The organism is Mesorhizobium sp. M7A.F.Ca.US.007.01.2.1 (assembly GCF_003998165.1).
In the GTDB taxonomy this organism is placed as follows: domain Bacteria; phylum Pseudomonadota; class Alphaproteobacteria; order Rhizobiales; family Rhizobiaceae; genus Mesorhizobium; species Mesorhizobium ciceri.
The window spans coordinates 1-20,470 of record NZ_RZQP01000003.1 but is presented as its reverse complement, the minus strand read 5'-3'; the positions used below and the strand labels follow the sequence as shown (position 1 = coordinate 20,470).

Sequence of the window (20,470 nt, the reverse complement as noted above, 5' to 3'; positions counted from 1 at the left end):
AGACGCCCATCGGGTGAGCCCAGCATGATTGGGATGACCGACGAAGATCGAAAGTGTGGCAGCATTCTGGAGCCCGGTCAGCCCAGCGACGCCCGCGAATTCAATCACGTTTGTCGGGACATACACGACGCAGCCGGAAGGCGTGCAGAAAGAGGAAGAATCGAGCGCGACGATGACGAGGCACATGCCACTTGTTTTCGAGACATTCCTTGAAAGACTGTCACAGAGTATCGATGAGGCAGATTTCCGGGATGCCATGGCTGAGGCGGCCGGACGACTTGACCTAATCTTCTTTGCCTACCTCTCCTTGCCAGCACGGCCTTCCGGCAAACCGAGGTTAATTTCAAACTATCCACCCCGCTGGACCAGACAGTATCTGGAAAATCAGTATGAGAAACTCGATCCTGTGGTCTTGCGTGCTCGAAATGGCGGCTGCCCGTTTCACTGGGGATCGAATTTGGGAGGCGATAAAATGTCGCCGGCTCAACAGCAGCTATTCGATGAGGCGGCTCAATTCAGCATCTGCTGCGGTTTGACGATCCCAATTGTCGATCTCCGCGGCCGCATCGCTGCGGTTACTTTTGCCGCCGATGAGCCTCGTCCAGTATTTCTTCGGGTCGCTGAGCGGTACGAACAAGCTCTTCAACTGATGGCGGCCTGCTTTCATCGTTGCGTTCGCCGCAAATTGCCGAGCGATCGAACAGTGGATGGGGTTTCGCTGACATCCCGCGAATATGAGTGCCTGAGGTGGGCAGCGCGGGGTAATTCAGCCTGGGTGACCGGCCGCATCTTGGGTATCAAGCCACGCACGATCGCTTTTCATTTGGACAATGCCAAGAAGAAGCTAGGCGTGCGAACCCAAAATCAGGCTATAGCCCTTTTGGGGTCCGAAGGGTCCTCAATTGTCTGAGAAGCTTTTTGATCCCCTTGTGCTCGGGCCATTCGATCGCGCGCTTTGTATCGAGCGTTGACTGGATGCCGAGATCTTCTGTTCCGCCGGCTCGGGCGATGCAGCCGTATTCTTCCAGTCCGCGCCGGTGATCATAGTCTATGGGTGCTCGAGCGGGTGTGTCGTCGCTGACGAGCTAGTTGTGGAGCCTCAACAGGTTGTCCTCGGTTAGAGCGAGGCGACTGATAGGTGTTTTGGACTTTAGGCTCCCGTGGGGACGGTGCCAATTGTATCTGTGCAGCCAGACCGGCAACTCTGCGGCGCGGTGATCTGAAGTCGGATAAGCGATGGCATAAGCCCATTCGCGCAGTGCTGTCTGGATGAAGCGCTCGGCCTTGCCATTGGTCTTGGGTGTATAGGGTCTTGTCCTGACGTGCTTGAGGCCGAGATCGCGGCAGGCCTTGGCGAAGGCCTTTGATCTGTAGCAGGAGCCGTTGTCGGTCATGACGCGGGCTATCGTGACGCCGAGGCTGGCGTAGTAGGCCACCGCCGCCTTGAGGAAGGCGATGGCGCTTTCTTTTTTCTCGTCGGGCAGGATCTGCGAGAAGGCGATGCGGGAGGCGTCGTCGATGCAGACATGGACGAACTCCCAACTGCTGCCGCGCGAGCTGGCATTGCCGGTGCGCTTGCCGGTAATGCGATGACCGATGCGCTCGAAACGACCGAGCTTCTTGATATCGATATGGATCATCTCGCCAGGATGCTCGCGCTCGTAGCGTCGGATCGGCTCGGCCGGTTCGATATCCCGCAACCGCGACAGTCCGGCACGCTTGAGAACCCGGCTAACGGTGGCGGGCGAGACGCCGACCTCATGGGCGATGTGCTTGCCGGTCCAACGTTGCCGCCGCAGCGCCATGATGCGCTCGGCGATCAACGCAGCGGTGGCCTGCGGCATATTGGCGGGCCGCGAGGAACGGTCGATCATGCCGGCCCGCCCTTCGGACTTGTAGCGCTCGACCCAGCGCGCCACGATCTTGGCCGACACGCCGTAGACACGCGCCGCATGGGCTTTGGAGAAAGCGCCTTCTATCACCGACAGCGCCATCTCCTCTCGACGCAGCGGTGTGAGACGGGCATTCTTATGGATGTTCATTCGGACCCTCCGGTGAGTGCTGAAGCTTGGTAACTCCAGTCTCCCCGGTCCGGTCCGAATGGACAACCTCCCGAAAGCTCACAGCTAGTCGTGCGGTTATATAGTTTCCGAGGATGGCCCGCTTGCATACCTGCCTGCCGGTAATCTCTAACCCTTGACTTAGGGCGATGGCTATCGGTTATGCGGCTTGAAAGCGAAGAGGTGGACCCTTCGTCGAGCGCCGGTACGATATGGAGTGCTGCTCCGGGCTAATACCCATCCAGACAGAGCGGAACCTTCTATCACGTCAGACGCTCGGACAGTTGCCAAACCCCGATTTCCTGGGAACTGAATTGTGCTCGCCACCGGGTCCATTTTGCCGGCGCGTCTGTGGTGCAGGCCCCGATCAGCCTGACCAATGGCACAGGAACGCTTCTATGACCGAGCACTGCGAATTTGTCAGCTGGCGAACAATTCCTTGTAGCCGCTCGTCACCATCCAGTTCGCACGGTCGAGATGACTACGAAGCGCCTTCCTGGCGCGCTCCGGTTCAAGTGCCGGATCAATGCCGAGGATCAGTTGGGCCATTTCCTCTTCGGGCGCCTCATCGGCTGAGGCGTCCAGGAGCCTCATATAGATGGTAAAGTGCGCCCTGTCGTAGGCGGTAAGACGGTCAGACCAAGGGACTTCGTCGAGCAGTGTTGAGCTTTGAGTCCTATCTGTTCCCGTTGATTGATTCATGTCTGCCGCGAACCTCGCATGTTGATCGCTGGATCCAAGGCAGAATATCCCAAAATGGGATAATCCGAAACGGGGATTAGTCGCTGAGCCGGTCTCTACCTGCCGGTTCACCTAAATGCCCAAATCTCTTCGATCTCCCCGCCACCAGCGGTTTCTGGCCCAGTTGATCTCACTGCGCAATGTCAAAGGGCTGACGCAGGCGCAGGTGGCTGAGAAGCTTGGTCGTCCGCAATCTTTCGTGGCGAAATATGAGGGTGGCGAACGGCGTCTCGATGTCATTGAGTTTCTCGACGTAACTGCGGCCCTCGATGCTGATCCGTGTGAGATTCTGTTGAGCCTGCGCACGTAGTGGGCGCCCGCGCCCATCACCGCGCGTGCCGTGTGCCGGTGGGTCGAGCCCCGATTTTCTTGGCTCTGGCGTCTCGACCATTCCGCTGCGCCTCCTAGCGCGTCGTTAGACTCTCGCAATTCGCTCTGTTTTGTGCCTTTCTCAGCAGGTGGCGCCGCATCCTTCTAGGCCCGCCGCGGCGTCCCGCAACCCTTAGCCAGCTGTGAGCTTTCAGTAGGTTGTCCATCCGGCCCTTCGGATGCGGTGCGGCTCAGACGGCGGACCCGTTCCTGTCATGATTCGCCGCCGCACCCATTCCTGGGAAGCAGCCATTGGCGAGCGGAGGACAAAATGATGAGACAGCGAAGCGCTGGGCCATCCGCGCTGTGGTGATACGTCGATGCATGGCGGTTGCGCGACTTCGTTGCTTGAAGCGAAGCGACCGCACCGCCCATTTCGTCAACTGGCGAACAAATCCTTGTAGCCGCTCGTCACCACCCAGTTTGCACGGTCGAGATGACTGCGAAGAACGTTGCGTGCGCGCTCAGGTTCGCGTGCCGGATCAATGCCGAGGATCACTTTGGCCATTTCCTCTTCAGTGGCGTTGTCGGCCGAGGCGTCCAGGAGCCTCATATAGGTTGTAAAGTGGTCCTTGTCGTAGGCTGTAATGCGGTCCGACCAGGGGACCTCGTCGGCGAACGGCGTGTTCGATCTGGGCTGCAACATCGCTAATTCTATCTCCGGCCAATGGACCCGCGAAGCCCTGTGCCTGCTAAATGTGGATTACATATTATAGTTGATAAACTCAAGCCGCCTGATCCGCTGGCTTGCGTGCATGGATATGCGCAAGTTGGTCGGACGGAATGTGCAGAGGATCAGGCAAAGGAAGCGCCTGACGCAGGAGCAGCTTGCGGAGATTTCCGGGTTCAGTCAGCAGTACATCAGCGGCTTGGAGAAAGGCCGAAGAAATCCGACAATTATCACGATCTATGAACTGGCATTGGCCCTCGGCGTCAGCCACATGGATCTGGTTCGGCCCGACAAACAGGCATGATACACCCGCCCTCCAAGTAGCTGGCCGCCTGATGGCGCGCGCCGGGTGCTCGTGAACCCAGGCTTTTCTTAGGGTCCCCCGGCAGCCCCTGCCATTTGGCTCGCCCTGGCCCGGCGCACCCTATTGGACAGTCGGCCGCTGCGGTTTTTGTCAGCCTTTCCTGGGGCGGTCGGCATTGCCTTTTAGGCCCGCCGCGGCCTCCCGCAACCTTCGCTCTCGCTTCAGGTCCTTCTCTTGGTTACGATCCTTCGGATGCGGTTCGCCTCTTTCAGCGGGCCTAATCGCTTTCTGCCGCCCACCCCACGGGGACAGCCACGCGAGACTAGTATGGAGCGTTGCGGTTAGCGCACGAACAGCAAAGGAACTGAAAAAACAGGCAACTGTCGAAGCATGGCTGAACCAGCCATCGTGTCGGCATCTTGGAGCCGCGTGTTCGCCTTGAGGCCCTGCCGGTAGGATCCCTGCAGTTGAAGTCATTGTCGGCATTCTGACAACAATGGACATGAACCGCCGAACTATCAAGGCGACCAGGTTGTTGTCTAGCAATGGTTTTCCGAATCGGCACGGCACTTGCGTTACCAAAAACAAGTACGCCGCGGCACGGATCGCCCAAGAGGCTGAACGACCTGATCTGTTTGACCCTCGCAGCAGGGGTGGATGGCTAACACAAAGGAAACTTTGAAGGTGGACGTTTTCGAAAGTTCTCCAATACCTGTCAGGAAAACACGGACGCCATCTTTCTCGGTGGATCTAGCCTTGCTGGGAGTCGCATTCGTTTGGGGGGCGAGCTATCCGGTCGGGAAAGGCGCACTGTTCTACGCGCCGGTTTCGATACTTGTTCTTTATCGCTTCCTGATTACTACGATCATTACGGCAGTGGCTGCAAGACATGAGATCGCATTGGTCTCCTGGGGCGATTTCATCCGCGGCTTCGCATTGGGAACAATACTTTTTTGCATCTTTATTGCTGAAACTTACGGCGTTGCATCGACAAGCGCAATGAACACGGCCTTGATCATATCGCTTTGTGTGATTTTCACGCCGAGCATCGACTATGGGCTATCACGGCGACTTCCACCTACGGGCATTTTGGCAAGTGCTGCCATAGCGTGCATCGGTGTCGGCATTCTCACTGGCGGGATCAGCAGGTTCAGCCCGGGTGACGCGCTTGTCTTGGGGGCCGCGATTCTGCGAGCGGTTATGGTCGTTTCCACCAAACGCCTTCTGGCCGGCCGGCAGATTTCATCTGCAGCCCTGACGGCCATCCAAGGATCGACGGTGGCAACACTTACTTTCGTTTTGGCCGTCGCTCAGTTCGGAATTTCAGGCCTTGTTGTGAGGGCCACCCTTCAGTTTTGGGGCGCTGTTGCCTTCCTTGCACTCTTCTGCACCCTCGCTGCATTCTACATTCAAAATGCCGCAGTGAGAAAATCCACACCGACACGGGTTGGCTTCTTGATGGGAACAGAACCTTTTTTTGGTTTCGTTCTAGCGCACCTTCTTCTGAATGAGCCTTTGACAGTACCGAGCTTGATAGGCGCAGGCCTCGTCCTCGCTGCGACGTTTGCTGGCATCTGGTTTGAGAGCAGGACATCCAAATGAACCCCATCTTGGCTTCCACCAAACCCGCCATCGGCGGCATTTCGAGTTTTGAAGATCTGGAGGCTTTTCCGGACCGAACCGCACCAGTTGCAACCATGTTCAGCGGCGGTCTCGACAGCACCTATCTTCTCTACAAGCTGCAAAGCCTTGGCTTTGCGAACATTGAAGCTGTCGCAGCGGATGTCGGAACGCGCATCGATCAGCCTTTGTTGGAACGGACGGCAGCCATGTTCGGCGCGCGCTTTGTCTGCCTCGAAGGGCGGGATGCCTTTGTCGAACAAGGCGTGAAATCAGCCATTCGAGCCCACGCCAAGTACCTTGGCATCTATCCGTTGAGCAGTTCGTTGAGCCGTCCCATAATCGCATCTTTGGTTGTTAATCATGCTAGGTCAATCAACTCACGGCTGGTTCTTCATACAGCAAACCTTTCTCAAAACAGTCTTCCGCGCCTTAACAATAGCATTAAGCGCTCAGGATTTTCCGGCAACTTCGGCAGTCCGTATGAATGCTCTGTGATATCCCGACAACAGAAGACCTCCGACCTGTCCAAGTGTGGAGCGACTTTTGTGGCGGACCGCACGTGGAGCGCGGACGAAAACCTCTGGTGTCGGGAATTCGAGTCGGGGCCTTTGGAAGATCCCGAGAACTTTTCCATCCCCGAGGAGGCATTTGCTTGGACGCGCCACATTCCCGCAGAGCAGCCGGTAGAGATCAAACTCGGGTTTGCAGACGGAAGTCTCGTGTCAATTGATGACCGTGATGTTGCATTGGTCGACGCAATCCCGTTCCTGAATAACACGGTCGGCAAATTCGGGCACGGCCGCTTTGTCGGGCTTGAACACATCACAACCGGCCAAAAGGTTCTCGAAGTCCGCGAGGCCCCTGCCGCGGCCATTATCTTCGACGCGCTGCGTCACCTCGAAACCGCTTCTCTTGACGTGGCATCAATCGTTTTGAAGCAAGGGCTTGAGCAAGCCTGGTCCCAAGAGGCGGTTTCAGGTGCATGGGGCAGTACTATTCACCAGATGTGCGAACGGGCCATTGCATCCGCCCTCGAGGGCGTTAGCGGGAGCGTCAGCTACATAGTCGATCACACACGCTTTTTACCTCGGTCGATCCGAGCCAGGACGCCGAGATACATTAGGGACCGCGACCTTTGGGAATACCAAGCCGCAACCCACATAGCGTTGTCCAAAGCGTTCCGTCCTCGCCAAGTCACCAAAAGGGAGACACCCGTGGAAAACAACGCACCCCAGGCGCCGGCCAACCTCAGTCAACAATGCACTGACGGTCTGGTGACAAATGGATGGTGGTTTTCAAAAGGCGAGCGCGCCGAAGCCTGCTTTGGCATCGAAATTGATGCAGCCTGGAAGAACTTTGCTGACCATTGGAATCGACTTCTTCTCGATGAATACATGCGTGACGGCGGAACATATCGTTACCGGCGCTATAGCGCTTTTGAATATGACGCGACTGACGGAATCTTTAGGCTCCTACCCCACGCCCCCTACGAACAATCAAAAAGTGTCAATCATCTGAATGGCGGCTTCAAGCGCCACTTCGAGCCCCTTGAAAACTCCTTTATAGACCATCCCGTCTTAGAAAAGATTCTGACAGGTTTCTGCAGAATTCTATGTGAAGCCGCCCGACATGATCGTTGGAATATCAAGATCCATCCCTACCGGATTGTCGCGCGCGATGGTGTAAATGGCAAACCGGCACCCGAGGGCCTTCACCAGGACGGGGTGGACTTCATTGCTTGCTATATGATTGGGCGGGTCAACGTCACCGGCGGCATGAGCATGATCACCGACGCCTCAAAGGAGTTCCTCGGCGAGGTCGAAATGAACTCCCCGAATGATTTTGTGATCTGCAACGACCGCGAAACCTTTCACGATGTATCGTCGATTGTGGCCGAAAACCTGAAAATGCCGTACGCTTATCGCGACGTCCTTGTGATCGCCTTCGAGAAATTATAACGCCCAGCGCGCCGAGAGCATTTTCAACAAGGTTCAATACTGCTTGGTATCCTCTCGGGTGTTCCTGGTGCGGGAACAATGCAGGATTAATTTCTTGCATCTAAACACCTAGATAGCAGTTTCGCCTCTCTGGTATGATGGTTTTTGGCCTCGCGGATCTCGCGTAATACGAATGACCGTGGACACCCCCGATCTTCGCAAGAAAGTGAGAAATTATCCTCATGCTGTCCGACGAGGTGGTCTGCGGCTTCGGAGGCACCGGGAACTGGTTTGGTAGCCAGACATTTGGGATGGAACCGGACATGCTCTCGATCGCCGGGGGGCTTTCATCCGGTCACCTGCCCATTGGCGGCGTCATTATCTCGACAAGATTTATCAATGCGCCGCTGACGAGGCCCACAAGGTCGGCGTGTTCGGTCACGGTTTCACCTACTCCGGTCATCCGGTGATAGCGGCCGTCGCCGCCGAGGCGATCAGGATCTACAGCGAGATCGATTTCGTGACCCAGGCGCGTCGTCTCGGCGATCACTTGCATGGAGCCCTCGCGGACGCGCTCGGCGACCATCCGCTTGTCGGTGAAGCCCGCGGCCGCGGCTTCATCGCGGGGGTTCAGATCGTCGAGGATCGTGCGCCCGTCGCGTCTTCGCGCCCGAGCTGAGGATCGGCGATGTCGAGCGGCGGTGCCGCGAGCACGGCGTCATGATCCGCAATATGGGAGAAGTGCTTGGAATCTGTCCGCCCTATATAATCACCGAAAGCGAGATCGACCCCTTGGTTGACGGCATTCGTTCTGCACTCGACGGCGCCGCTGCTGCGAATTCCCGGGTCGGTCGGGTGGCATGAGTTCCAGCATTAAGACCGACTGCTTCACTTCAGTGGATATTATCGAGCAAACGCTCACCCGAGGGGTGCACTTCATCCGTGTCCGGTACAAAACGTCACCCATGTCTCAGGTCGGGCACGCCGCTCGCCAACGACACCGAGTTCGGCCTCGCGGCCTACTTCTACACCGGCGATCTCGGTCGCGCCTTCCGCGTGATGGAAGGACTGAAGTACCGGCGTCAATGAAGGCCTGATCACCACGCCGGAGGTGCCGTTCCGCGGCGTCAAGGAATCGGGCCTCGGCAAGGAAGGCGGCCTCCAGGGCATCGTGGATTATCTCGACACCAAACATGTCTGCATCGGCGGTCTCGGCGTCTAGTGGTTCCCGCCTGACATAGGAGTCCAATCAGAGATTCCCTTTCTGGCCTGCGCGTGCGAGTCTGGCGCATGCGCACAGGAAGATCGTTCACCGTTTCGTCGGCCGATCGCGTCCGTCTGACGGCGCTGATCAGGGATCGCAACGCCCCGCAAAAGCATGTCTGGCGCGCCGAGATAGTGCTTTTGCCCGCCGACGGCGTCGGCACCGGCGAGGTCATGCGCCGCATCGGCAAGTCGAAGACCGACGTCTGGCGCTGGCAGGAGCGCTTTGCCGCGGAAGGCTGTGACGGGCTGCTGCGCGACAAGACGCGACAGTGGCGCATTCCGCCGCTCGGTCCCGATGTCGGCGAGCGCGTCGTGGCACTGACGCTTGCCGATCCGCCGGGCGAGAGGACCCACTGGACCGCCGACATGATGGCGCAAGCCGCCGCAATCAGCGCCAGCGCCGTCAGGCGCATCTGGAAGGCGCATGGTCTCGCACCCCACCGCTGGCGCCAGGTTCAAGCTCTCCAATGATCCGAAGTTCGTCGACAAGTTGCGCGCCGTCGTCGGCCTCTATCTCGATGCGCCGGCCCATGCCATCGTTCTGTCGGTCGATGAAAAGAGCCAGATCCGGCGCTCGACCGCACCCACCCGGCCTGCCGATGAAGAAGGGGCGGCTCGGTACGATGAGGCACGACTACAAGCGCAACGGCACCACCACCCTGTTCGCCGCCCTCAACGTCCACTATTGTCCCGTTGACGAGAATATCATCTTAGTTGCTTGTAAAAATTTGTTCTCCACTTCCGTCTCCATCGTATCTCAGTCAACGCGATGGAGCAGGAAATGACTACAAACATTGTGAAACTGGAAGAAGGCAGGGCAATCGGCTCTAATCGTGACGTGCCGCTGTCAGATCATGAGGCGGAAGCCCTAGGGCATCTTGCGGTGGCGCTGAGTGGCATTTCGACGACCATTCGGTCCGCCGCCTACAAACACGCGCTAAACTCTAGTCACGCGATGAAGCCCCTAAAGGAGACGGAGGACGCGCTTACCGACTACGACGCCTTGGCGAGGGCGGCGGGCCGAAAGCAGCCGAAAGCGGCGGAGGAGGACGACAGGAAGGGGGACGCCCTAGCGAGAGAGGCCGCCGCACAGGTCAGCAGGGTCGATCAGACCCGATCTTCCCGCTGGAGCAGACCGCGAAGGGTACCGGTGGCATCAACGGACTACGTTCGGCAGGTGGTCATGGCAGATAGTCAGCTTGGAGCAGTGTCGGCACTGGTAAACGCGCGGCGAGTGGCTCCAGAACGCTTCCATGCTTCTGTTCCCAGTGTAGATAATAATCCGGATGCTCCGCTTCTGACCTCTTTTTCGGACTATCTGAGCAGGGTGTGCGGACTGGAGTCAAAGTCCCGCGAAGGCGTTCTCCTGGGCAGCCGCCGCTTTCTGGATTGGTTCCATCACCACCATTCCCGGCCAAGCCCTCGGCGCGTTGACGGCTGAGCATGTCCTTGCCGCTGTCGAACATCGGCTGTCACTATCGGCGACCTCCGGTACCCGCACCGGCAGCAACTTCTCACATCGTATTGGGCTGGCCACCACGACCAGAATCTCGCGCGCGTCGTCCCCAGGACGCCCCACTGGCGTTTGGCTCATCTAACCCTCGAACTCGGCTACGGCCCGTCGACGGTCTTCTTCACATGGGTCGGATTCGACGAAATGGACGAGGTCACAGGCGACGGCCATGCTGAACTGCTCGACGACGGCTCCATCGACATCACCTTCTATCACAACGGCGACGAGGCAATCCTCAAGGCCAAACGGGACACTTCTTCAACGGCCTGCTAGGAGATCCGTGTTCGCCTTGCGCTGACAAAGAAGCTCACACATGACGTCCGGGAGACGATGCTGGCAAATGGTCTGGCTGAAGCATTCCACCCACAATACCAAAGCCCGTCCCGATCCAAAGCGCTTCTAAGCACTCCACCTCAGGCGCAAGGCCGGTTGGCCAGTGCATCTTCTTGGTCCGCCGGAAGAGAACCCCGCCCGACAATAGCTTCATGAGGTCTTGCGCTGCAGTGTCGACCGTAAAAAAGGGCGCGCGAGGCGCCCTTCATTTAAACCGGCAGTCGGGAAGCAGACTTCACTCTGATATTCAAAAGCGGTAGGTGACACCTGCGCCTATCAGCCAGGGATCGAGCTCCGCCTTCCCCGTCAGCTTCGCGCCGGTCACCGTGACGTCGAAGTCCGGCTTCAGGAAAAGCTTCTTCACGTCGAAGTTGAGGCCCCAGTGCTGGTCCACCATGTAGTCGAATCCGACCTGCAGCGCCGTGCCGAACGTGTTCTTCACCTTGAGAGCATCAGCGCTGCCAGTGTCCTGGTTGTAGAAGATCGTGTAGTTCACGCCGGCGCCGACATAAGGCTTGAACGCGCCGAGATCGGTAAAATGGTACTGCAACGTGAGTGTCGGCGGCAGCAGCCAAACTTTGCCGATGTTGCCCAACCCTCCGATCGTCCCTTGGCCCGCGATGTTGGCATAAGTGGTACCGAGTATGAGTTCGGCGGCGATGTTGTCGGTGAAGAAATACGAGATATCGAGTTCCGGCGTCACCGTGTCCGAATACGAAAGACCGGAGCCGGGAAGCGTATCAACGTAGCCCAGATCTTTCGTAACGACGCCCAACGCCCGCAGGCGGACCTGCCAAGGGATTGGCGCTTCGGTGACCGAGGCTCCCGTCTCCGCCAGGACGGTCTCTGCTTGCGCAGGCTCCGCGGCGACGGCCTGCTGTCCCACCATGATCAGGGCCACCGCCGCTGCTGTTGCCCGCGCTACGCCCATTCGCGTTCTCGCCATGAGATTCACTCCTTGATGTTCAGAAAGGATGCACTGCACTATTTCGTCTCCTGCTCGAATGAATTGTTGATGGACCTCAAATGCCCCTCTTGCGTTGCAACGCGTTCCGCCGTCTCCGGAGGGTGATCGTTGAAGCCGATTGCGCTGCGGAGAAAATTGGTGCCTAGACTGATGAATGCGGCTTGCTCCCGATTGTCCTCGCCGCAGCCGTGCCCGCCTGCGCTGGCCTCGTAGAAGTAAGCGGGATAGCCAAGAGCCTGCAGTTTTGCGGCCATCTTGCGCGCATGGCCCGGATGGACGCGGTCGTCGCGTTTCGTGGTGGCGATCAGGATAGGCGGATAGGGCTGTCCCGGCGCTGCGGCGTGATAGGCGGAGATTTCCTTCAGGAAAGCCCAATCGTGAACCTTGTCCGGATCGCCATATTCGTCGATCCAGCTCGCGCCCGCCAAGAGCTTGGTGTAGCGACGCATGTCGATAAGCGGTGCTGTGCAGAACAGAGCCCCGAAATGCTCAGGATAGCGGGTCAGCATGTTTGCGATCAGCAGGCCGCCATTTGAGCCACCCTCGGCGGCAATCCGCCTCGGCAGGGTGATGCCCCTTCGCACGAGGTCGGAGGCAACGGCGGCGAAATCGTCGTGGGCGAGACGCTTGCCCTCCCTGCGCCCGGCTTCGTGCCAGCGGGTGCCGAACTCGCCGCCGCCGCGGATGTTCGCCTCGACACACGTGCCACCGCGCTCGAGCCACAGCTTGCCCAGCGGGGAGTTGTAGTAGGGCAGGAATGATACGCCGAACCCGCCATAAGCGGAAAGGTGAATCGGAGCATCTCCGTTCCCGTTCGCCGGACCAACCTGCGTATAGGGGATCAGCTCATGATCGATAGAGACTGCCTCGTGGCGCGTGACCACCAGTCCGGATGCATCGAAATTCTCCGGGCTGCGCTTCAGGATTGCTGAAGCGCTGAGAGACGGCGCGGCATTCAGATCGAACAGCAAGAGCTGCGGCGGCGTGATCGGATCCTGAGCACAGATCAGGACCTCTCCATTGGTCTCGTGAACTGCCGCATCGAATGACCAGACGTCGACAGTACCTTCGGCGGGCAGGGTGTTCAGGACTCGGCGCGTCCATTCCTGGTGGCCGGGAGTGAACATCTCGAAACGCGGTGCGAGATTGACGAGGTAAGAGATAATGAGCTTCCCGTCATTCCAGAAGAATGACTGCATGGAGCGCCTTTCCCCTGGTTGAAACAGGGTCTCAAAACGGCGTCCGCCGGCGAGGAAAGTGGAAAGCGAGATGACGATCAGCGCGTCGGCGGGATGGGTGGTGCCTCCCACCGTCCAGGGCTTGCGCGGCCTTACCGCCAGCCAGTCGCCGAAGACCCGCCACGACGCGTCGCGAGGAAGATCGATCTGCCTCCTCGGCCCGCTCCTATCGCCGATCCAGCTGATCTTCTCGAAGAAGGCCGGCTGCTCGATGAACCAAAGGCGCTCGCTGCGGCCGGTGCGGTCCGAATGACCAGACACTTGGAAGCTTTCGAACCCGGCCTCGAAGATTGCCGGCGTGGTGAGGGGATCCGCGTCACGCTTCCACAGTCGAACTGTGCGCGCATAGCCGGAGCGGGTGGCCATGCCATTACCAAGCGCACTGGAAAGCAGAAGCGTGTCAGGGTCCAGCCAATTAACGTAGCCTTTGGCCTCGGGGAGGTTGAAGCCGTCGGCGACAAAGCTCAGAGAAATCAGGTCGAATTCGCGATGCACGACCGCGTCGCTGCCGCCGCGCGACAGGCGCAGAACGGCTCTTTCCCGTCTCTCCGGCTCGATGGACGCGCCGTCCCAGATCCAGTCCTCTCCGTCGCTAGCCGCGAGAGCATCCAGATCGAGCAGTAGCTCCCATTGGGGATCCGCCTTCATGTAGGCGGCAAGGGTGGTCCGGCGCCACAGTCCGCGTGGATTACCGTCATCTCGCCAGTAATTGTAGAGGTACTGACTACGGCGCGCGATCAGGGGAAGATTGTCGCGATTGTCGAAAATGGCTGTCAGAGCCGCGCGGTCGCGCTCGAACTGCGTTCCACCGAAGTGCTTCAGAGTCCTTGCCGATTGGCCGGCGGCCCAGGCAAGTGCCCGCTCGCCCTCTACATCTTCAAGCCAGACATAGGGATCGTCGTCGGGAGCATCAAGCGTTGGACGGACATCAAATGCGTTCATGTCCGGACAGCCTTCAGAAAGAAGGGATAGAGGCTTCCGTCGGCTCGGGAACGCTCAGTGTCGGTAGCGGCGCCCACATGTTCGAAAAGCGTGATCATTGATGAGTTCTTCCAGTCGGTGCGGCATCGCAGTGCTTTTGCGCATAGGGCCGCAACCTTCGTGCCAACTGGGAAAATCGTTTCGGAACAATGCGATCGCTCTGGAAGCGTTGTGTCACATGTCCGACATCGTCGAGAATCCGACAACGAGTGCTCCTCCTAATCACCGGATCAACCTCCGGCGCCAGTCGTGGACACTGTGCAGAACTCGAGAAGTGAAGCTCATTGGAGTGAACCTGGTTGACGCCCAACATCTTCGCTCTGGAGCGCTTCACGCACACGGATTCATGGCAGACACCATGATGCGATCGATGCTGTTAGAGACCAAGCTGGCTGCGCCTGTGAGTTTCAGCCGCCAGCTGGAAGCAGCGGAGTTCTGAGGAGAAGGGTGGGGGGCCCAAGCCCTGCCGCAATCTTGGCCTGCACCGTCCCCTTGATTGTTGTGGGTCAACGTCTGCCTGCCCGCTGAATTTGGCACGCCTTACACCTACGTCACGACCAAGACCTTCCTGTTGCACTTCGGCCTCGACACACTGCGGGATTTGCCCGATTTCGAGGCGATTGAGGTTGCCGCGCTGCTCAGCAAGGAGAAGCTGCTGGCGGGCGATACTCCCATCGGGCTGGTGAGTGGTGGAGGAGGTGAGGAGCGACACTCCAAGGCCAGGACGGGCTAGCGCAGCAGATACATGGAAGTAATCGCTTGATATGAGCGGTTGAGAGTCGAATCAGGGAACTATGCGATCACTATCGATAAGAGGTGGCAATATCGATCGTGATTGTATCGGGCCACTCTACGGCGAAGGAGGCGGCAACTTGTGTCTCCGACCCGAAACGATTACCTTGCGGCCATTATGAGCAAGCATTTGGCATCCGTCTTGACGACGTGAACGCGCCCTGCAGCGTACAGCTGGACGACGCGGCGCTGGCCGATTGCTTTGCGGATCTCGATTTGGCCAAGCAGCATCCCGCTCATGTCAGCGCCTTTCTCGGCGAGGTCCCTCTCGCCCAGCAAGTCGAGTTCGCAACCGCGCACCACATTCGCGGTCGACGAGATGAAGGCTTTTGCCGCCAAGTTCTCTGCCTGGTCCGGCGAAAGCTATCCGCTCGCCGCATAATGGCTGGACATGATAGCCGACGCCCGTCCCGAATGGCGGCGGCTTTTTCGTATTATATCGACCTGATCGACAAGATGCGGCGGAACAGGGGTCCACGTGCGATGCGGCCAAAGCGGATCCAGCTCTCGAGCGCGACTACGGGGTAGGTGTGGTCGCTGGAGCCGCGGCCGACCTCGACCTCGCGCCAGCCGGTCTTGCCGCGCAGGGTGACCAGCAGCCCTTGCCGTCAAAAATCTCGATCCAGCTGGCGCCATCGCTGTTGTCGTCGCGCATGACGTCGAGACCGACGATCTCGGAGCGCCGCAGGCCGCCGCCACAGCCCAGGAGCAAAATAGCGCGGTCGCGCAGGCCCTGAGGTCGTGGCCGAGCGTGGCGATCATCGCCAGCAGATCGTCGCCAGGACCGCCTCTTTCTGCCGCGGTGGCTTTGCGTGCTTGCGGCGAATGCCGGCAAGAACCTTATAGATATGCCGCTCCGCGCGGTCCAACGGCCGGCCGCGCTGGGTAAAGTTCCAGGCGAGGCCGGAAAGCCGCCGCTCGATGGTCGCAAACTAAAGGGCAGGGGCGCCACGCTTCGGATCGCCGGCGGCGGTGCCCGAGGCACAGGCGCTGATATTGAGCCTGATCACCTTCGAGCCCGGAGGCAGGGGATCGAAGCCAGCGCGCCGGCACCAGGAGGAAAAATGCCGCCAATCCTTGGGGTAGGCGTCGCGCGTGTTCTCCGAGGTGGCGTTGTAGCCCCTCGCGGTCTCGACCAGTTCCTGGACATGCGCCGGGACTCTTTGAGCCGGGTCTCCATCTCCTTGTAGAGCTTGTCAAGCTCGCCATCGACTGGCTTCAGGTCGTCGATTGAACATTGCGTCATCATAGGCTTTGTGCCTTGTTGTAGCAGGCATCGTCCGTTCGCGCGGCGGACACAGACATCACCGTCGCTGAGCCGAGAACGACGGTAAAAGAAAATGCACTCACTGACTTCATAACCAATCTCTTTTGCGGGTGATTTAGAAACGGACGCCGAGCTTGGCGCTGAACCCGTGTGTCTGGGCATCCGAGGCGATCTGTCCCTGATAGGCGATGCCGAACGTCGCGTTCTCGGTGATGTTTACGTCAAGCCCAGCTTCGAGCAGAGCTGCGTTCTTTGCGATCGGCACGCCCTTGATGGCGAAGGAGGAACCGCCAGCAAAGGCAAGAGCGGTATCCGGCCTGACGTCGCCGAAGGCGTGGCGCCAGCCAAGACCGCCGCGCGCGGTAGCAGTCACGGTGCCGAGGGTCAGTACCGTCGACGCACGCAGACCTAGCGTGGTAAACGCCGTGTCGCTCGAGCGATCCCCGCTCGACAAGGCGGCTGCGCCGCCATTCTCGGTGAAGCCATCGGCGTCAAAATTCACATAAGCGAGATTAGCGTAGGGCTCGAAGGAAGCCGAAGCCGTATTGATACGGTAGCCGAGCTCGCCAAAGGCCTGGAACGTGCCGGCGTCGTAATCGGCCGAAAGGCTGTCGGCGAAGCCTGGAAAGACCACGGACCTGCCGGTCTCGATGCTGTGCCAGGTATAGGCAAGGCCGGAACGAAAACCGAGATTGCCGTTCTGCGTGCCGGCAAAAAGACCGAGATGGTAATTCTCGCTCGAGCCCGACGACGCGCGATCGTCCGCCTCCAAGGAGGTATGGCTGTAGCCGCTGATGAGGCCGAGCCGCCAGCTTTCGCCGACAGCCGCGTCACCGCCAGCCAGAAAGCCGCCTGTCGAGTGATCGAGACCGGCGGCATTGCCGTCGCTGTCGAGATGACCCCAGGCGCCGAAGCCACGGCCCCATACGGCGAAATTCTCACTCGTTGCCGGGGCCAGTTCCAGACCACCCAGCCCATAAGTCATCACCGGAACGCTGGAGGCACCGACGCCGTCGAACGCCGCACGGATCCGTTCGCTCGCGGCATCGCGTACAGAATGACTGTCCTCGATGAGGCCGCTATGAATGGAAGCATGAACCTCGCCTGATAGCATATCGAAAGCGTTGCGGGCTTCCGGCGCCGTCAGGAACAGGATGTTGTCCTGGATCGGATTACCGCTTCCAAGCGCCTGAGCCGCTGCGGCGACCGAGCGTTGATTGAAGGTGCTGGCTACATCGGCAAACGCCGTCGATGTGCGGCTGATATCGAGATAGACATTGTTGGCATCGTAGACGAGCTGGAAATCGACGAAGGGCGTCGCGTCTGTCGCCAGAGCCCCCGTCAGCCCGCCATAGGTGCCGCTTACGCCGCCTGCTGCGGAGAGCAGAGTATATCGGGCATCGACCGATAGCGTTCCCTGCCGCAGCAGCTCGATCTGCGCGCCGCTGTCGATCGCCGCTGCTCCGCCAACATCGATGAGATCGGACGACCTTGCGAGGTCGACCTGATAGATCGATCCGGACTGCTGCGCGAAATCGCCCGTGACAGTCAGTGTGGTGACGATCCTGCTCGGATCGGTCGCACTGCCAGGAGCGACCGTGCCGCCCTCGGAAATGGTGACCGCACCGTAGGTGCCGCCGCCTGCGACGACACCGCCGCTGTTTGCGATAGCCGTGCCCCCGATCTGCCCGTCATTCCCGAGAAAGCCGGACGTGGTCGCATCATGGGAAAGCACACCTGTATCGGCAAGCAGCAATCCCGCGCCGGAACCGACCGTCGTCATGCCGGAAAAATTGTTCTTTCCGCTCAGCGTTTGCACGCCACCGGCAACGAATAGTTTGCCGCCCATATTATTGTTATCAACGTCGAGGTCGTTGATGCTGCCGGCGAACGTGTCGTTCGAATCCGTTAGCACCAGGGTACGCTTGCCCAGTTCGACCGTTCCGCTGCCACTCAGGCTACGAATACGGGCATCGTTGTAGGCGTCGGAGATTCCCCAATAGTCGCTGCCATTTCCATGTTCGGAGATATCGAACGTGCCGTCTGCAACGACTTTCGCTGACCGTTGGATGTTGCCGAGCCCCGCAAGCGAGAGATAGGCATCCTGAGCAATATTCGTCTCGCCGGTGTAGGTGTTGACATTCGTCATCCGGACCACCGTCTTTGTATCAAGCGTCAGCGATCCGGAGCCGGAGACGACACCCGCTATGCCGAACCCGCCCTCATTCCCCATGCTCGTCGTGATCCTGCTCAGACCGGTCCCTTCGGGTGCGGATGAATCGGTAGAGAAGTTGCTGGCAGTGACGAAATGTGACGTATAAGCGGTATACTTCTTCTCCAGATCGAAAATGACCGATCTGTTTTTGAAGAAGTCAAGACCGGCAACAAAACTGGTCTGGTCATTGGGTTGTTCCGTCGTGCCGCTGGTGTAGGTGAAGTCGATATTGTCCAGCCTTACCGGATCGCCATCCGTTCCTGCGATTGTAACGCTCGGGATGTTGCCCGATGCGCTTACGATCTCGCGTTGCTCATTTCTCCGAACATTTTTAAGTTTGACGCCCGCATCCTGAAATTGCTTCAGCATCGCATCACTGATCTCCAGACTGCCACCGCCCGGTGTGCCGGTGTCGAGCAATACCGCGGTCTTGTTGGGGTCGGTGATTGGTGGGGCTCCATCCTTAACCGTGTACTGCAGATTGTAGCTGCCTTCGTATTCGGTCGAGGCATTGGCGCCAGAGCCAGGAAAATTCTGATAAGAATCCTGATCTTTTTCCTCGGGTTCTCCCCATGGCATGGCATTAGTATATTGGGCCCGGAGGCTTGGATTGAGGTTGACAATCGTGCAGGGGGAACAGCCAGGCGTTTGGTCGCTCTCGGAATCCGGATTCACATTGGCGGAGACCACGTAGCCAGACCTGGTGACACTGCCCATCATGCCCCAGACACTTGTCTTGCCAAGAAAATCGCCGGCCCCGAATGTACCTGCGAAATCGCCGCCTTCGTCTGCCATCTTGCCAGCGGTCATTTTCGCCCGCTGCTCCTTATCGGCGTGATAAGGTTCTTGGAGATCCTGACCATACATATCTTTAAGTCCATCCGTCACGGATCCCGGCGTGCACTTAAGATTGTTGTCCTTGCAATACGCATGGGTATAGACAAAATCGAGAATGCGAGCAGCCCGGTATTTCTTATCGCTTACAGACGGCCCGTCGATTGTTATCTTTTGATCTGGATCGACATATGTAAATTTATCAATTTCCACGTTCTGAAGCTTATTACCATACGTTCCGTCCCCGTACGTATATACGTAAGGCGTGTCGGCAATCGGGCGGACCCCGGTCACCTCTGACCCGATCTGCGTGTTGAGCTGGTCCGAGCCCGTGTCGAATACGTATCGCTGCGCGTTGCCATTGTTGATCTTGGCCCAGATGCCCAGGCGGTCATGGCCTTCCCCGACATACTCCAGCGGGATCGAAATCGGGTCGTCGGCCAACGCTTCTCCAGTTGGAAATGCTACCAGACCCACCCCGAGAGACACAGCCGGCAGGAATACCGTCGTCATCGCGGTGGTTGCCGCCAGAAAGTTCTTTGTCCTGAAACAAGCCTGCATACCTGGTCCTCGAAAAAGTCTCGCAAACTGATTGTTCATTGGAACGGCCTCCTGAATTGTTTAACGAGACCCTTTATGGCGGCCCTGGCTGACAACAGCCTGAAAGCTGCAAGCGGCCTGCGAGAATGGGGCGATCCTGAATGACGACAGGTGCTGTCAACAATGGATGAGTGCTCGGCCTGAAAGCTGAGCACGCTTTATGCTCAGGCTGCTGACAAGGCCAAAGCAGCGTAAGTGCGGAGTGAAATCCAAGGTCCACATGGGTCGTCGCGCTTCCCGTGCGCCTGGGAAGGCGCCGGCCCGGCCAAGCTTTCCCAGATCGTCCGGATGGCGCACAAGATACCGGTTCAGGTCGATCGAGATGGAGGCCGAGGCGTATGCCAAGGCGGTCGACTGCCTGACGAAAGATCAGAATGCGTCGCTGGCGCTCTACGATTTCCGCCGGCAGCGAGCTCAGCTCCTGCCGGGCATCCGTGTTTACTGGCGACGAGACACAAGATGTGCCCAAATTGCCACCAGACCGTCACCTGCGATGAGTTTCGGCAACTGATTTTGTCCTTTCAATCGTCGCCACTTCCTGGCCGCGGCCAACATGGGCCACTCGAAGGCAGCAGACTGGCGGCTATATGGACGGGCTGTGAGCCCGCACCGGAGACATTGGCGAAATCTACGATCTCTATAGCAACGTCAAGGAGAAGCGCGAGGTGTTGCAGATGTGGTCAAATCACATCGAATGGCTGATCAAGCAGGCTGCGGATGACGCTCTGGCGGCGTAGCTGCTGGCATGGGCGGAAGATGC

The 20,470-nt window shown here is 58.8% G+C and carries 16 protein-coding genes and 4 pseudogenes; 12 read left to right on the top strand and 8 right to left on the bottom strand.

The genetic code is table 11. The features are described 5' to 3' along the window. The first annotated feature begins 172 nt into the window (after positions 1-172). Complete coding sequence (locus tag EN949_RS00945; RefSeq protein ID WP_082826574.1) at positions 173-910, top strand: LuxR family transcriptional regulator; 738 nt, start codon at positions 173-175, stop codon at positions 908-910. A gap of 175 nt (positions 911-1,085) precedes the next feature. On the opposite strand, the gene EN949_RS00940 is transcribed toward EN949_RS00945, so the two are convergent. Together EN949_RS00940 and EN949_RS00935 are read right to left on the bottom strand one after the other, a co-directional pair. After that, positions 1,086-2,042, bottom strand: a complete 957-nt coding sequence (locus EN949_RS00940; protein WP_063169302.1) for an IS481 family transposase — start codon at positions 2,040-2,042, stop codon at positions 1,086-1,088. Between the two features lie 438 nt (positions 2,043-2,480). Then, on the bottom strand, positions 2,481-2,762 hold the full coding sequence (locus tag EN949_RS00935) for a DUF2285 domain-containing protein (RefSeq protein ID WP_063169301.1): 282 nt from the start codon (positions 2,760-2,762) through the stop codon (positions 2,481-2,483). A gap of 115 nt (positions 2,763-2,877) precedes the next feature. Here EN949_RS00935 and EN949_RS00930 point away from each other — a divergent pair, with 115 nt between their 5' ends. After that, complete coding sequence (locus EN949_RS00930) at positions 2,878-3,111, top strand: helix-turn-helix transcriptional regulator (RefSeq protein WP_082826573.1); 234 nt, start codon at positions 2,878-2,880, stop codon at positions 3,109-3,111. A 438-nt stretch (positions 3,112-3,549) separates the two neighbouring features. On the opposite strand, the gene EN949_RS00925 is transcribed toward EN949_RS00930, so the two are convergent. Next, positions 3,550-3,816 carry a DUF2285 domain-containing protein gene (locus tag EN949_RS00925; RefSeq protein ID WP_063169299.1) on the bottom strand — a complete coding sequence of 89 codons (267 nt, stop codon included), beginning with the start codon at positions 3,814-3,816 and terminating at the stop codon, positions 3,550-3,552. 109 nt (positions 3,817-3,925) lie between these two features. Here EN949_RS00925 and EN949_RS00920 point away from each other — a divergent pair, with 109 nt between their 5' ends. The 8 genes and pseudogenes from EN949_RS00920 (at position 3,926) to EN949_RS00885 (ending at position 10,756) form a co-directional block, all read left to right on the top strand. Then, a complete protein-coding gene (locus EN949_RS00920; protein ID WP_029354714.1) occupies positions 3,926-4,144 on the top strand; it encodes a helix-turn-helix transcriptional regulator in 219 nt (72 codons plus the stop codon). A gap of 657 nt (positions 4,145-4,801) precedes the next feature. Continuing rightward, the gene (locus EN949_RS00915) at positions 4,802-5,746 is read left to right on the top strand and encodes a DMT family transporter (protein ID WP_082826572.1); all 945 of its coding nucleotides are present in this window, start codon (positions 4,802-4,804) and stop codon (positions 5,744-5,746) included. After that, a complete protein-coding gene (locus EN949_RS00910) occupies positions 5,743-7,725 on the top strand; it encodes an argininosuccinate synthase-related protein (RefSeq protein WP_063169298.1) in 1,983 nt (660 codons plus the stop codon). Before EN949_RS00915 ends, EN949_RS00910 begins: the two co-directional genes overlap by 4 nt. A 221-nt stretch (positions 7,726-7,946) precedes the next feature. Further along, positions 7,947-8,174, top strand: coding sequence for an aminotransferase class III-fold pyridoxal phosphate-dependent enzyme (locus tag EN949_RS37025; protein WP_263485461.1), 228 nt, complete (start codon positions 7,947-7,949; stop codon positions 8,172-8,174). Continuing rightward, positions 8,135-8,383 (top strand): aminotransferase class III-fold pyridoxal phosphate-dependent enzyme, encoded by a 249-nt coding sequence (locus EN949_RS37020; protein ID WP_063169297.1) that lies wholly within the window; start codon positions 8,135-8,137, stop codon positions 8,381-8,383. The genes EN949_RS37025 and EN949_RS37020 overlap by 40 nt, the downstream gene beginning before the upstream one ends. 308 nt (positions 8,384-8,691) lie before the next feature. Then, a pseudogene (locus tag EN949_RS00900) lies at positions 8,692-8,926 on the top strand (aldehyde dehydrogenase family protein); the annotation flags it as partial. Between the two features lie 68 nt (positions 8,927-8,994). Next, positions 8,995-9,650 (top strand): annotated as a pseudogene (locus tag EN949_RS00895) (IS630 family transposase); the annotation flags it as partial. A 905-nt stretch (positions 9,651-10,555) separates the two neighbouring features. Then, positions 10,556-10,756 carry a hypothetical protein gene (locus EN949_RS00885; RefSeq protein ID WP_244514237.1) on the top strand — a complete coding sequence of 67 codons (201 nt, stop codon included), beginning with the start codon at positions 10,556-10,558 and terminating at the stop codon, positions 10,754-10,756. 307 nt (positions 10,757-11,063) lie between these two features. Here the strand turns inward: EN949_RS00885 and EN949_RS00880 are convergent, their stop codons facing one another. Both EN949_RS00880 and EN949_RS00875 read right to left on the bottom strand, forming a co-directional pair. Further along, entirely contained in the window at positions 11,064-11,762 is a 699-nt protein-coding gene (locus EN949_RS00880; RefSeq protein ID WP_063169295.1) for an OmpW family protein, read from the bottom strand. Between the two features lie 38 nt (positions 11,763-11,800). Then, complete coding sequence (locus EN949_RS00875; protein WP_082826571.1) at positions 11,801-13,963, bottom strand: prolyl oligopeptidase family serine peptidase; 2,163 nt, start codon at positions 13,961-13,963, stop codon at positions 11,801-11,803. Positions 13,964-14,180: 217 nt separating this feature from the next. On the opposite strand from EN949_RS00875, the gene EN949_RS00870 reads away from it, so the two are divergent. Both EN949_RS00870 and EN949_RS00865 read left to right on the top strand, forming a co-directional pair. Then, positions 14,181-14,441 (top strand): hypothetical protein, encoded by a 261-nt coding sequence (locus EN949_RS00870; RefSeq protein WP_095769041.1) that lies wholly within the window; start codon positions 14,181-14,183, stop codon positions 14,439-14,441. A 93-nt stretch (positions 14,442-14,534) separates the two neighbouring features. After that, positions 14,535-14,735: pseudogene (locus tag EN949_RS00865) on the top strand (SMC-Scp complex subunit ScpB); the annotation flags it as partial. A 161-nt stretch (positions 14,736-14,896) separates the two neighbouring features. Here the strand turns inward: EN949_RS00865 and EN949_RS35740 are convergent. From EN949_RS35740 to EN949_RS00850, 3 genes and pseudogenes are all read right to left on the bottom strand, one after another. Next, entirely contained in the window at positions 14,897-15,133 is a 237-nt protein-coding gene (locus EN949_RS35740; protein ID WP_063169293.1) for a hypothetical protein, read from the bottom strand. Between the two features lie 116 nt (positions 15,134-15,249). Next, positions 15,250-15,933: pseudogene (locus EN949_RS36330) on the bottom strand (integrase); the annotation flags it as partial. A gap of 243 nt (positions 15,934-16,176) precedes the next feature. Continuing rightward, positions 16,177-19,710 carry an autotransporter domain-containing protein gene (locus tag EN949_RS00850; protein WP_082826570.1) on the bottom strand — a complete coding sequence of 1,178 codons (3,534 nt, stop codon included), beginning with the start codon at positions 19,708-19,710 and terminating at the stop codon, positions 16,177-16,179. Positions 19,711-20,470: the final 760 nt, after the last annotated feature.

Coding starts and splice junctions, on each gene's coding strand:
- EN949_RS00945 (WP_082826574.1), top strand. CDS start 173: ATGACGAGGCACATGCCACTTGTTTTCGAGACATTCCTTGAAAGACTG.
- EN949_RS00940 (WP_063169302.1), bottom strand. CDS start 2,042: ATGAACATCCATAAGAATGCCCGTCTCACACCGCTGCGTCGAGAGGAG.
- EN949_RS00935 (WP_063169301.1), bottom strand. CDS start 2,762: ATGAATCAATCAACGGGAACAGATAGGACTCAAAGCTCAACACTGCTC.
- EN949_RS00930 (WP_082826573.1), top strand. CDS start 2,878: ATGCCCAAATCTCTTCGATCTCCCCGCCACCAGCGGTTTCTGGCCCAG.
- EN949_RS00925 (WP_063169299.1), bottom strand. CDS start 3,816: ATGTTGCAGCCCAGATCGAACACGCCGTTCGCCGACGAGGTCCCCTGG.
- EN949_RS00920 (WP_029354714.1), top strand. CDS start 3,926: ATGGATATGCGCAAGTTGGTCGGACGGAATGTGCAGAGGATCAGGCAA.
- EN949_RS00915 (WP_082826572.1), top strand. CDS start 4,802: ATGGCTAACACAAAGGAAACTTTGAAGGTGGACGTTTTCGAAAGTTCT.
- EN949_RS00910 (WP_063169298.1), top strand. CDS start 5,743: ATGAACCCCATCTTGGCTTCCACCAAACCCGCCATCGGCGGCATTTCG.
- EN949_RS37025 (WP_263485461.1), top strand. CDS start 7,947: ATGCTGTCCGACGAGGTGGTCTGCGGCTTCGGAGGCACCGGGAACTGG.
- EN949_RS00880 (WP_063169295.1), bottom strand. CDS start 11,762: ATGGCGAGAACGCGAATGGGCGTAGCGCGGGCAACAGCAGCGGCGGTG.
- EN949_RS00875 (WP_082826571.1), bottom strand. CDS start 13,963: ATGAACGCATTTGATGTCCGTCCAACGCTTGATGCTCCCGACGACGAT.
- EN949_RS00870 (WP_095769041.1), top strand. CDS start 14,181: ATGTCCGACATCGTCGAGAATCCGACAACGAGTGCTCCTCCTAATCAC.
- EN949_RS00850 (WP_082826570.1), bottom strand. CDS start 19,710: ATGAACAATCAGTTTGCGAGACTTTTTCGAGGACCAGGTATGCAGGCT.